The 12,513-nt window shown below is 52.4% G+C and carries 8 protein-coding genes and 2 pseudogenes; 6 read left to right on the top strand and 4 right to left on the bottom strand.

Going from position 1 to position 12,513, the window contains the following annotated elements:
- Positions 1 to 92: 92 nt before the first annotated feature.
- From PspCFBP13528_RS18945 to PspCFBP13528_RS27930, 4 genes and pseudogenes are all read left to right on the top strand, one after another.
- A pseudogene (locus PspCFBP13528_RS18945) lies at positions 93 to 1,550 on the top strand (methyl-accepting chemotaxis protein); the annotation flags it as partial.
- A 78-nt stretch (positions 1,551 to 1,628) separates the two neighbouring features.
- The gene (locus PspCFBP13528_RS18940) at positions 1,629 to 2,243 is read left to right on the top strand and encodes a hypothetical protein (RefSeq protein WP_137201234.1); all 615 of its coding nucleotides are present in this window, start codon (positions 1,629 to 1,631) and stop codon (positions 2,241 to 2,243) included.
- Between the two features lie 595 nt (positions 2,244 to 2,838).
- Positions 2,839 to 4,551, top strand: a complete 1,713-nt coding sequence (locus PspCFBP13528_RS18935; RefSeq protein ID WP_137201233.1) for a hypothetical protein — start codon at positions 2,839 to 2,841, stop codon at positions 4,549 to 4,551.
- 190 nt (positions 4,552 to 4,741) lie between these two features.
- Positions 4,742 to 5,005, top strand: a pseudogene (locus PspCFBP13528_RS27930) (hypothetical protein); the annotation flags it as partial.
- Between the two features lie 38 nt (positions 5,006 to 5,043).
- Here PspCFBP13528_RS27930 and PspCFBP13528_RS18925 read toward each other — a convergent pair.
- Entirely contained in the window at positions 5,044 to 5,304 is a 261-nt protein-coding gene (locus tag PspCFBP13528_RS18925; RefSeq protein ID WP_241669121.1) for an ATP-binding protein, read from the bottom strand.
- 155 nt (positions 5,305 to 5,459) lie between these two features.
- Here PspCFBP13528_RS18925 and PspCFBP13528_RS18920 point away from each other — a divergent pair, with 155 nt between their 5' ends.
- Positions 5,460 to 6,284 (top strand): HNH endonuclease, encoded by an 825-nt coding sequence (locus PspCFBP13528_RS18920; protein WP_099311744.1) that lies wholly within the window; start codon positions 5,460 to 5,462, stop codon positions 6,282 to 6,284.
- Positions 6,285 to 6,327: 43 nt separating this feature from the next.
- Positions 6,328 to 7,059 carry a hypothetical protein gene (locus tag PspCFBP13528_RS18915; RefSeq protein WP_137201232.1) on the top strand — a complete coding sequence of 244 codons (732 nt, stop codon included), beginning with the start codon at positions 6,328 to 6,330 and terminating at the stop codon, positions 7,057 to 7,059.
- A gap of 119 nt (positions 7,060 to 7,178) precedes the next feature.
- Here the strand turns inward: PspCFBP13528_RS18915 and PspCFBP13528_RS18910 are convergent, their stop codons facing one another.
- From PspCFBP13528_RS18910 to PspCFBP13528_RS18900, 3 genes are all read right to left on the bottom strand, one after another.
- Positions 7,179 to 9,401, bottom strand: a complete 2,223-nt coding sequence (locus PspCFBP13528_RS18910; protein WP_137201231.1) for a hypothetical protein — start codon at positions 9,399 to 9,401, stop codon at positions 7,179 to 7,181.
- A gap of 1 nt (position 9,402) precedes the next feature.
- Positions 9,403 to 10,563 carry an ATP-binding protein gene (locus PspCFBP13528_RS18905; RefSeq protein ID WP_137201230.1) on the bottom strand — a complete coding sequence of 387 codons (1,161 nt, stop codon included), beginning with the start codon at positions 10,561 to 10,563 and terminating at the stop codon, positions 9,403 to 9,405.
- Between the two features lie 621 nt (positions 10,564 to 11,184).
- Entirely contained in the window at positions 11,185 to 12,381 is a 1,197-nt protein-coding gene (locus PspCFBP13528_RS18900; protein WP_137201229.1) for a hypothetical protein, read from the bottom strand.
- Positions 12,382 to 12,513: the final 132 nt, after the last annotated feature.

Here is a 12,513-nt window from a genome sequence, read left to right as displayed (position 1 = left end):
CACTCGAATAAGATTTACGCATAACCAAACACCTCAGATTTGGGCGCTATCATAGCGCCCGATTGAAGTGTCCAAAATCATTAGGCCAGTTCAACATGATGCACGACGCCCTGCGTGCCGATGTGTTGTCCGCCATGCTGGTGGGGCTGGGCAAAAGCACCAGCACGCCGGCCGACGTCAGTGCCTCGCTCAAGGAGCATGCCGAGCACTTCCGGCAGATGCTGGCGGATAATTTCCAGCTGCCGCTGGACGCCACCATCAAGGCCAGCCTGGAAAAAATCAAACCCAGCCTGGAGACTTACGTCAGCGCCGGCGAGCGCATCGTCGCGCTGGCCCTGGCCAATCCCGAGGCGGCGCGTGGGGAGCTGGAAACCTTCAACGCAGCGTTCCACCAGCTGGAGGAGCAGATGGCCGCGCTGAGTGAAGTGATCGAAAGCCATACGCTGCACACCAGCACCGGTACCCAGCAAGCGATTAGCAACGCCAACTGGATCCTGGGCGTGGTCCTGGGCGCCAGCCTTTTGCTGCTGCTGGCCCAGGGACGCTGGGTGATCATGAGCATCATGGGACCGCTGCGCACCGCCAGCCGCATCGCCGACAGTATCGCCCACGGCAACCTGAGCGAACCGATTGTCGAGCCGCGCAACCAGGACGAAGCCAGCACGCTGATTCGCAGCCTCGCCACCATGCAGCGCGATTTGCGCGGCATGATCGACGTGGTACGCAGCAATGCCCATGAGGTCAACGGTGTAAGCGAACGCCTGAGCCAGGGCTGTCATGAGGTGGCGGGCAGCAGCCAGCAGCAAAGCGAGGCCGCCAGCACCATGGCCGCCGCTGCGAGTGAAATGACCGCCAGCATCGAAGAAATCACCCGCCATGCCGGGCACGCGCTGGACATGGCCAACCAGGCTGAAACCCTGGCCAAGGACGGCGGCCGGATCATTCATCAAGTGGTCAGCGACATGGACGGCATCGCACGCTCGGCCCAGCAATCAGCCCAGGTGATCCGCACGCTGGACAAAGAATCCGAAGCAATCTTCAGCATTATCCAGGTGATCAAAGGCATCGCCGACCAGACCAACTTGCTGGCCCTGAACGCCGCCATCGAGGCCGCCCGCGCCGGTGAGCAGGGCCGCGGTTTTGCCGTGGTGGCCGATGAAGTGCGCAGCCTGGCAGGGCGCACCAGCGCATCCACCCAGGAAATCGCCAGCATGGTCGGGCGTATCCAGCAGAACACCCGTGAAGCGGTGACCAGCATGGAGGAGGGCGTTGCTCAAGTGGACAAGGGCATGGCCGTCACGGCCGACGTGGAACGCGCGATTCGCGAGATCCTCCAGGCCACGCTCAATACCACCGAGTTGGTCAACGATATTTCCCGCACCATCAGTGAACAGAGCCTGGCCAGTAACGAGATCGCCCATCAGGTGGAGATGATTGCAGGGATGTCGGAAAGCAACAGCCGTGTGATTGCGGGGACGGCGTCGACGACGGATGAACTGTCGAGTTTGGCAGGGAAGCTGTCGCAGTCGGTTGATCGGTTTAAGATGTAAGTTATTGATATAACTCAACTAAATAGTCATTTAGTTGAGTTATGCCTGAACCTTGGGATGAGAGAGGCGATAGTGGGCGTGGAAGCGATAGTTGGAAGCATCAGGGATAAGTGGGTCTATTTTTCGGGGGTCAACGCTGAGCTGAATGTGTTTTGGCTAAAGTATCTGGCCGCATTTCTTGTTTGGGGCATCGTGACAGGGCTTATCTACTGGGGAATTCGCTCGGAGAAGAATTTCGGGGCCCTTAATATCGCGCGCAAGCATATGCTTTGCGGTGTGTCTATGGTGGTTTTTTCTGTGGCACCAGGCACGTACGTCTGGTACGCGTTTATCGATTTCAAGCGCCACCAACAGCTTGAAGCCGCGAATACGGTGGCTGAGTCACTGGAAAGTTGGTCGCGTGCTTGTCAGCAGACCAATGTCCCATGCCCGGAGCCTCCCGACATCCCAAGTATGCTTGAGCCAATCTTCGACACGATGACGCAATCAATGAGTTTCCTTGCAGGCTTGATGGGACTCCTGGGCGGCGCGCTGGGCGTTAATCTGATTACCGACGGGCTCCTGCGGCGTGAAAAGCCGGTGCCGTGCGCAAGCCCATTCAGTGGAACGCGCATTCGCAAAACGATAACGCTGGAAGTAAACGGGAAAGTGCTGCAGCACGAAACCATCGTGGACTATCCGGAAAAGCGTTAACCACAAGGGGCGACGTGCACGACGGCGAATTTCTCGCCTCAGAGAAATTCGGCCTGGCCGATCCCTGTGAAAAGCAACGGCGGAGATACCCACGGGCGGTATATGTGGGTACGCATAATGTATATTATGTTAAACCAGGTGCTATGTCAGATATGTTCATAAGCCACGTAAGTCATTGATTCGACCAATTCGTATTTGACGTCTACTCTTGTGAACGCTGCGAATTAACTGGATGGTGATTCAGCGCTCAGGAAATGGTATTCAAAACAGAAAGATATGCCCGTAAATGGCGTTGCCAGCTGTGGTGATTACGGCAATTAAATGGACGATGGTATATTTGCTAATCTGTTGTTTTAATTCACAAAAGGTCATTTTTGCGTCTGTTCGTTATCAGTTTCAAAAAGAAGAATGGACGATTTCGCTCCCGAGTTTCCAACCTGTTGAAAAGCCCCCGAAAAGCCCCTTGCACGCCTTAGCGTCGATAGGTGTAAATTTCAAAAAATTAACTGGTCGATTATTTGATCCACCTAGCTTGATCTTTAAAAATTAGTCATTAAATTAAGATTGACCAGCGGCGTCATGGTGAGTTGATGTTATGAAGTATTTATACCCTGCCCCTTTATTCGGACAGGCGACGTCGTTTTTGTGCGCTCATGCCAGCGAGAATCCTGAGGAACGTTCCCTCATATCTGATTTCTTGTGCTCCACAAGCATAGCTGGTGCGGTAGAAAGCCATCAGTTGGTATGTGACTACTTGAAGCTGATAGCGAATACCCGACGCGGTGCTCTGAAGGATTATAAATCGGTAATCGAAAAGCTTCTTCTGTGGTGCTTTTTGGTCAAACGTAAATCGTTGCTTGATATCGAGAGTGGCGAATTATTAATATTTCTAGATTTTTTTGAATCACCGCCAGAAAGCTGGATTGCGCCAATAGGGAAAAGATTTTTGCACTCGCGGGAAGGTACCACTAATAATGACTCTTGGCGCCCATTCAGGTGTCAGCAAAATGACTCGGTGTGGTGCTGCCCACTTATTAACCATTTTTTTTCGATCAATAAAGTATTTTTCGGGCGGACAGTTCGCATTCCGAGGCACGCAAGAGTACGAGCACAACAGGCGCCGGTGGATCCTGGCAAAATCGAGGCTGCAGCTGCGGAATATTTGGAAATAATTTCGGGCTCCACATCACCAAGGGGTAGGCATGAGAAACAGCTATTTGTATTTGTTTGTGCATACTATCTTCAAACATCCCTTGCGGCGTTCGCGAACTTATCAGATTACCTTCATATGGAAAATTTTAAATATTTACCTGAAGGGCGATTTGAAATCTTAGCTAAATCACCCCAATTTGAAGTCCGACGAGTTCTCCCAGAAGAATTTAATCACTATTTTAGTCGCTACAAAACTCATCTGGGCCTTTCTCCGGCTCTAGATGCACAAGAGAAAGGCCCATTATTTCCTTCAAAGGGTTGGGATGCTCAGGCTAATCGCGACACGGTGTATGATTGGGGAGCGAGACTCCCTCGGGTCAAGGCATTAGGGATATCAGCTCCGAAGTTGTTGCAGCAGCTATCCAAAAGATGCTCTGACTTAGAAGAAGATATCGATCTCTATCCCAAAGACACGGGACTGGATAAAAACTCTTTGTATTATGAAAAGATTCAGCATGCAATAAGAAGATTTGATCAAGAGCAAAATTTATTTGGAGCCGAATCAGAAAGTCAAAAGGGAATATTCGTTCCTCTTCCACTATTTAGATATCCTCTAGATGAAAGTAGGATTGCGTGGCATGTTGATTTTGATAACCTATTCAAGCTTTTAGGGTCGAAGAGAGATCTAGTTGTGTGCGATGAATATCTGTCGGAGTTTATTAAATTCATAAGATTTTTATCCGGAGTTGGCTCACGCGCATCATTGCTTAAGTCAATAGCCTATGAAAAATTCCTGCTTTGGTCACTGCTTGTGCGCGACTCACCGCCATCACAGCTGTTGGAGGATGATGCAATCGCTTTTTATAACTTCTGCTCTAGGCCGCCTGAGTCTTGGGTATGTAATAGGCGAGTCAGAAGGTTTATTAAAACTGACGATCCGTCTGTATTGATTTCAAACCCCGAATGGAAGCCGTTTTTTATAGAGTCCAATCCTGACCATGGCAACTTTTCTATGCGTGCAGCTAGAATAATTCAGTGTTGTGAATCAGCTCAGGATTGGCTCCTCCTAAATGGTTTAGTGAGAACGAACATATTTCATACGTTAAGCTGTAAGCTTTGGGGAACTGGCTCTAGGCCAACCGCCGACAGGCTTTGAGGGCGCACACCTGGGACATGCTTGACGCGAACCATTCAACAAACTTGTGCCCAGTCGGCATCGCCATTCGACGTCTATGTTGATTGGACTGGGCCACAGCTCGGAAGCTGAAGGAAAGTCCTGCTCGACCACTTGATAAAGCCCATCCAACAGTTCGCAAACATCAAAGGTAAAAACGACGAGGCCTTTCGTGCTTGCTTACGACAAGATCGTGTACATCGAATTGCCGAGTGACGACACCCTGCCCTCGCCCACGAATAAACCATCGGAGGCACCAGCTTTTGAGGTAAATGAGGGAGTTACTACGCCGCAGGCTGAACCCCAGAAGAAGCCAAAAGCCCCTGCCGGACTCGTTGCGAAGATTCTGGAAGACAACGCCGACGAGGATGGATGGGCCCACCTAGGCGCGCTGGGCTCGAACATTACGAAGCTATGGTATGACTTCGATCTAAGGACTCATGGCTACAAGAAGCCTAGCAATCTCATCAAAAGCTACCCGCACGCCTTTGGAATCCAGGCAAATCTTCTGAGGGTCAGAAACTCAGTTACCACATCGGTGATAAACCAGTGGGGATCCAGCTCCTCCAGGATTCCTCTGCCACCGATCCGCCCGTTGAGCGCCAGAGAGATGGCCTCCATTAAGGTCGATTTCCCGGCGTCGTTGTCTCCGACCAGGATGTTCACGCCCGGGTTAGGCTTCAGCAGGAAATCTTTGTAGATGCGGTACCCACGGATGCGGATTTTGGTGATCACGTTCGACGTTCCTTGGCCAGTTGCTATTATGTGGCACTTTAATGGCAGGGTTGCCTGATGCTATAAGCGAAGCGGTACGTTGTCGACTCCGTCATTTTTTGCTGTCCCCCCTTCTTCGCAGCTCCTGCCAGACAACCGAATGCACAGGATTTCGCATGACCATCCCTTACTACCCAAACCGTAAAGCATTTATCGAATCCTTGAGGGCCACTTGTAAAAATTGGACTTGGAGCTGGTCGTTTGTGAATCACCAAGAGCGCAAGGTCATATTCGGTGCTTGGGACATTCATATGAACGGCGACCGTACACTCATACTTTGCGAGGGGTGGGAGATAAAGAAGGGGCGGCGCAACAATGGCTACGCGCAGAGCGTCGAGCATCTCAGGTTAGTCGCCGAGCAGGGATACGAGCTTTATACATTCAAGATTACGCACTCGGACGAACGCCAGGACGAGGACGGCGTAGGCCCTGCAAAGATCAAAGATTTTGAACGATTTATCACTCGCAAATGGCTGCTTCAGCAGGAAGGTCAATGGTACGCGTGTGAAGAAGTACCTATTCCTGCGATCCCCGAAGAAGTCAGTCATCCTGAGCTCTACCTGGAGGGGGCACTGAGAGCGGTAAAGGTCAACGCATACGAGCGCAATGCTCAGGCCAGGGAAGCATGCATTCGGCATCACAAGGCCGTGTGTGCAGCTTGTAAATTCGACTTCGGCTCGGTCTACGGAGAGATCGCCAAAGGGCTTATCCATGTTCATCACATCGTACCCTTGAGCACGATCGGCGCGGAATACAAGCTCGATCCAATAACCGATTTGATACCGCTGTGCCCGAACTGCCATGCAGTCGTACATCGCGGCGCCGAAGTCTTGAGTATAGATAAGCTCAAAGGATGCTTAGCCGCGGCTAATGGGGGGATGCCTGAGCTTGTAGAACTAAATAAAGCGCAGCGCCGCCTGAGCCCTCCCCCTGCACAGTGATTTCAGCAATGTAACTCCGCCACTGTTTCCGCCCGAGGTAATAATGTCGTTGTCCGTTTTAAGGTTCGCCTGGTCTAAGGTTCGCGACCATAAGGTTAGTAAATATGCCCTGCTTCTGATTACTCCGGTCGTTGTAAAGCCGTTGGACTTTAGCTCTACAAATAGACCGCTCCATTTGCGGCTCCAGGGACTCTGGGGATTGCCTTTAGTTGTTGCTGGTGTGTGGGCAGCTTTAGCCGGCCTGATTTTAGAGTGGACTTATGGGAATTCTGCTGGGTCTGGAGTGTCGGTTGCCGAGGCATTTACTGTCCTCGGTCGCCTCAAAAATATGACCTGGGTGTTGGTCACTACTTCGACCGTAATATTGCTATACAGCATTAGCATTCTACGTTGGGGATTCCACTGTGCTGCGATCCGGCTGCTGAGGAGATGGTTTCCCTCTATCAGCATGCCGCACTGCCTTTTCTTTGTCGTCAATACGTCGGGATGGGGGCTGTGGCTTGCCATATACATATATGGGCTGTTTCAAGCGATCAAATGGTGGGTCAGTGCAGGAAAACCTACCTATGCGCCGGACGTCAGTAACTTGACCGAACCGTTGTTACATTTAGCCGTTCTTTGTGCTTTGGGCGGGCTGCTGCACCTGACAACCCGAAATAGTAATGAAGGGTTGCGAGCGCTTTACGGAGGGCATCGAGGGCTGAGCTTTTTGGTCAACCTCGTAGGCATCATCCTGATGTTTCTCCTTGGCAGCATTTCTTTAATGCTCGGCTAATCTCCCCAGCTAGTAACCAGCCGCACCCAGTCATAGAGCACTCTGTGCAACTCAGCTCAGCTATGCGCTGAGTTGCCAGTGACTGGACACCTCACATACAACGGGTTCAGCGGAAATGATCACAACGGTGCTTCGTATTCGGGATCCAGTAGGTAACGGGTCTCCGGAACGTGAGGCGACAAGATCTTGATCAAGTCAGCCCGCAACTGGTTATCAGCATCCTTGTGTAGTCGGATTTTGCCGATAGCCAACGCCATGACGAACTCCATGGCGGCTTCGCCGCGCTCATGCCCATACCCTGCGACGACACGTTGAATAATGTCCGACATCGACAAGCTATGGGTTTCGTGGGCCCTGTAGTCCAGCTCCGCCGGCACAGCTGCGCGCAAGAATGCGGCTTGGATGACGCCATCATCGAAACGTGAAAACACTTCCGGCGAGAGGAGCACCTGTTGAAGCTCCCCGGACTCCAGCCGCTTGGCGTTCTGCACCTTCCCGCTATACCGGGCGTTCTGCAGGATCCACAAGATGGTGAGGTAGATATCGGTGGACGTCGCCCCTCTCACATCCTCCTTACCGTCGACAAATGCAAATCCTCGGCTCAGGGTCATCGGCTCACCGGTGTGGCTACTCGGCCAGAACGGGTGCAGGCCAAGGCCTCCAGTGGCGGCGCGATCAAACACCTCCATGCGTTGAGTGATCACAGGCGAGAATGTATCCGCAAACGAATACAAAGAGCCGAGTAGTCTCTGCTCGTCGGCCCAGTGGTTTGTGCAGGCGAGCTCAGCTGCTGGGATCTCCATGAAGGTCTTAAAGACGTAGCGGCTGTGATCCCTAGCAGGTTGCGTCAGGTTGCTCTGCAGTTCCTTCATCCGCTGATAGCTGCGTCCGATGAGTGCCGCAGTGATATAAAGGCGGGTGCCTGATTGCTGAGCGGTGCGCAGTCGACGACTTACGCTCTGCAGGCGCGACCCGCGCTCGGCGGCAGTGGCAATGACGATTACTGATCCGTCAAATCTCTCGTTAGCATTAAAGTCTTCAAAGGACACCTTTTTTTCGACCGTGACGCCACACGTTGCCAAATAAGCGATCGCCCGGTCGGCCAAGGCAGCACTTGCAGCGTCGTCATCGTGGATGACCCAGCGGGTCGAGGCGACGCCCTCCTCAAGCAACACCCTGTCGAACCACTCACCGAAGTTTCTGGCGGCCACGAGGTTGTCTTTGTCAACGCACACCGTCCGTGCTCGAAGCCCTGGACGGTCATGGGTGAAGCAGCTAAACAGATTGGCTCCCATAACTGAGTAGAACAGAGATTGCAGCAAGGACGGCGCATGATCAGTGCCGATATTCAGCAGCTTGGTTTCGCTGTGCTCGGCGACGAAGCGCTCACCATGGATTCGAATTAGGCGGATCCCACCGGCTTCGCCCTCCCCCAGCATCTCGAAGTCGTCGGGCTGCTTCAGCGTGTGTAAGACCGAACACGATTCCGACGAGCGCTCAAAGGAAAGAATGGTCGCCACGCGGGACGGCAGAGCACTATTAATCTTCAACCATTGCTGCGCGAGGCCGCACTGGGTCGACGCGGATATGAGACACAGGGCGGAAACAGCCTTGGGCAAAGGCCCGTCTTTTATGAGCCCTTCGTGCGAATGGAATGACCGGATGTTCACGAAGCCCTGCTGCCCAAATCGCGTGAGGTACACCTGCATGGACAACGCCAGGGGCAGCAATGCGATCGTGTCCAGGTACAAAGTGTCAGGCACCCCCATCCCATCTACCGTTGCTTTTTGGATGAGGGGTAGGCATGCAAACGCTAGATAATGGGCGTGCAGCGTCTCAGAAAGCAGGTCTTCTGCTCGGATGAAGTAATTGGAAGCCCGAGAAGAGGGCTTTGAGTAGAAGAATCCTGCGGGTGCCTTCTTCAACACGTTGGAGCGTTCGACGAGGCGGGTCAGCCCCGTTTTTGCTATCGCGCGGGAGTTGCGCTTGATTAGCTCTTCGAACCCCTCTTCAGACCGGGAAATGTTGACGTAGTCGGTGATGGCCCCATTCACATCATAGAACGCGCAAGCGTAGGTGCGAGGCGAGCCTGGGCCTTGTCGACCGAGTTCCGCCATCAGTGGCGATGTGGCGTTTGCCTGGTGGGCGCGGAACTCATCCAAGGTGTATCCAGGCATAAGAAATATCACAAGGTCAGGCATGACGTAGCCGGACAACTGATTCTGCAAGGCGTGCGCAGCTTGCGTGTCGGTGAGGAGATCGGGGCCGGTGAAGAAAACCACTACATGAACCGGCTTGCTTGCATGACGCAACTCGACTTCAAAATCCATGAGATCGAACATATCAGTTCACCGGAATGCAAATGGTGAAGACAGTACCTTCCACAGCAGCAAGCACCCGACCACCGTATCGAATTGACGGATCGAACTCCATAATCTCATTACTGCCATGAAAAGCCTGATGTAGAGAAAGCCGCCCCGTCCGAACACGCACGAACGCTTTGAGCTTGTTGAGTGCCTGAACAGCGTTATGTAGCCCCATACCCGAGGTCGGTGACTGCGGCTTGGAGGTGACATGCTTGCGGAAGCAATCGAGCGTGGCCTCCAGCTCAGCCTCTAGGGTGAGGCCCTCCAGGCTCTCTACTGGTTTCCCCTCCTTGGCCGTTAGCCACCGCCGCGCGAGTCCAGGGCCACTATCGATGACCGAGATTTCTAGGAAGTCCAACGTTTCGGCTTGCACAAAACGTTTCAGGATAAACCGCGCGAGCTCAGGCTCATTGTCTGAGTACTCCAGCGCACTTTGACGACTCATCCGATTGAGTTTTATGGAGGCGCCACGCAGCGCCTTCTTGTACTTATTCCCGTCTACATCGGTGACAGCATGCTGGTCGGCGTTGGAAATCAATTCCCAGAGCACGCTTCCCAGTGCCGGGAGACCTGCTCGGATCAGCGCACCTTGGTCATTGCGAGCATTCATTAGCTTCGAGGATGTCTCTACGAGCGTCGAAAACCATGATCTCGGCTGGACTTTCGGCACGGTGTGATCAAAGTAAAACGGCTTGATGAACTCACGCTTTGCGTTGTTTACGCAGAACAGATTGATGGCTGTTGGGCGAGCTCCTCGGAGATTGGAGGTGTTGCGCAGATCACCCGCAAACATTGCGTCGACAAGGGGCCTGATAGTTAGGAGCGCTTCCCGCCGATCGATTATCTGATGATCCTCGGCGTGTACTTCACTGCACATGATCAACGCGAAGAACCCGGCAGCGCTCTGGGCCAACTGAGTGATTTGCGTCATGGCGTCATCGCCAGCAGGTGCATACAGGTGAAGGACGGTTCTTTCACAGATGCGTGCCCAGGTGACAATGAACTGGGCCAGTGAAGCATCCACGCCCAACCCACCGCCGTGGCTCATGCTGATAGGAAGCCTGAGGTTCGAATCCGTACCCAGTGACTGGTAGAGATCCTCTATCTCGTAAAGGTTGAGCTTGCGGCTGACTTGCATTCACGTCCCTCACGTTCCTCGTTGACCTGGCGATACCGATATTCCGGCGCCGCCATCGTCGTGACTTACCTTAAGCCCTCCAGCCGCCGTTTCAGACCAGTCGATTCAGGCATAGCACACAGCAGACTCTACGCGATGCAACCAATTTGGGCGATGTTCTGAATAACTAATAGGCTGATAAGGATACCGAGCATGTTAGCCCATCAAGGAAAACGCGAATGATCAGTATCGAGAAGGATTTGGCAGATACCATAAGATCGACCTGGATCGCTCTCTAGGAAAGCAATACCTACTTGTATCTCCAGGGAGCGGCAGTCTGTGGCTTCACTTCCGTCGGCAACTTCATAGCCGACGCGATCTGCTACACGGATCCCGAGCAGTCTCGTTGCAACCTAGAGGTGCAAATCGGTGCCCCGCTCGCACGTGCCTTCATAGAAGCTGTTGCTACGATCGAACACTCGGCGCCGGAAACATTCGCGGCTGGGCAGCTGGCAGGTGCGGAAGCAGCCCAAACCCTCGTTGGTGCCCAACACAAGTCCCGCACGACCCTGGCGCTTGCCGTGGAGTGGTATAGGCATAACCGATCGAGGGTTTCTTTCGTCTGCAAACGGCTCCGTTCACTCAGTCGGGATATTGCCTGACATCATAATTCAATCCCAACTCTTCAAAAAACACACTTCCTGCTGCCTCACATCCCCGCGACGCTAGCTCCATACTCTGCTGAACCAATGACATATCATTAACGTTTATGATATATCCTTCACCGGCACCGGGTCTCGCTATCTTTGCCGCGATCAAAGCTCTTACATATTCATTATGTGAATCCTTGAGCACCAACTCGGCTCCACCACAAAAACTGAACTCGCGTTCATCGCGATCTGTCCGCAGGCTTTCTACGGCTTCCTGAGCAGCAGCCCTTGATAGCTCGTATACTTCTTTCGCACGCTCTGTTACTTCATCGTTATAGGTAATCTTGCGGATGAAACTAGAAAACGAGAATTTTATATCGCGAATATGTCTAACACCTTCCTTCTCTATTCTTGCGAAAGAAGTAACTTTAGTAGATCTGAGCCTCTTTTTGTCAAATGCTATGCCAAATTCATTTTTTCCGGAGTCGTAAAGAGCGCGAAGCTTATCCACCACTGCTGATATTTGCTCCTCCGTTTCCGTAATAACGATTATCTCCGAAAAATCATTTTCTCTATCAGGGTCACATTCTCGATCTTGCAACCACAAAGGCAGCCCAGGGGTAAAGTCGAGTACATCGTAACTCTTAGTCCATCGCCACTCGCGCTCATGCGACCAGTCTATGTGGCGTCCCTCACGCATATTCATGGCAACATAGCGATATTGCTCATGCTCAGCCAATCCGCACTCGGGCGATAAAATTCGACAAAAATAATTAGCGTCACGATCTTCATGCAATACTTCCTTGTGAGGCTGAGACAAACCAGAATAAACTATGCGGCCGCCTGCCGAAAAAAATTTACCCTTGTTAACGGCTATTGCGTACTTGTCCACATAACCACTTTCGGCGCGCTTCTGCTGGTAGGCAGTCAGTGCGTGTAGTGGCATCTCGGTCACGCAGAGAGCTGAGCGACGCCCGTATATTGTTGGCACCACTTCACCATTAGCTTTCTCACGAAGTGACCATGACGTCTGAAGATATCCATCATCTATAATTCTAAGCAGTACATCGAAGGCCGACAATTCGAAATCACTTAGTGGGTGCCGATATGTTTGATACTCCAATACGATCCCCTTGTCATCTTCGTCAAACGCCACTGGCATTGGCTCTGACTCTCCATCCTCGTTCATCCATACCAACTCCGGCTTCATTCCATGAACAAAGTGTACGACCCACTCGGATAAGTCATCCCTTTCTGTCAACTTAGGTATACCCCACATATACTATATAGATCACAACTTAACGTTCATATTGTCAGCGGT

It is taken from the genome of Pseudomonas sp. CFBP13528 (genome assembly GCF_005233615.1).
Taxonomy (GTDB): domain Bacteria; phylum Pseudomonadota; class Gammaproteobacteria; order Pseudomonadales; family Pseudomonadaceae; genus Aquipseudomonas; species Aquipseudomonas fluorescens_AM.
The sequence above is the reverse complement of the archived record's forward strand: the minus strand, read 5'-3'. Positions and strand labels throughout refer to the sequence as shown.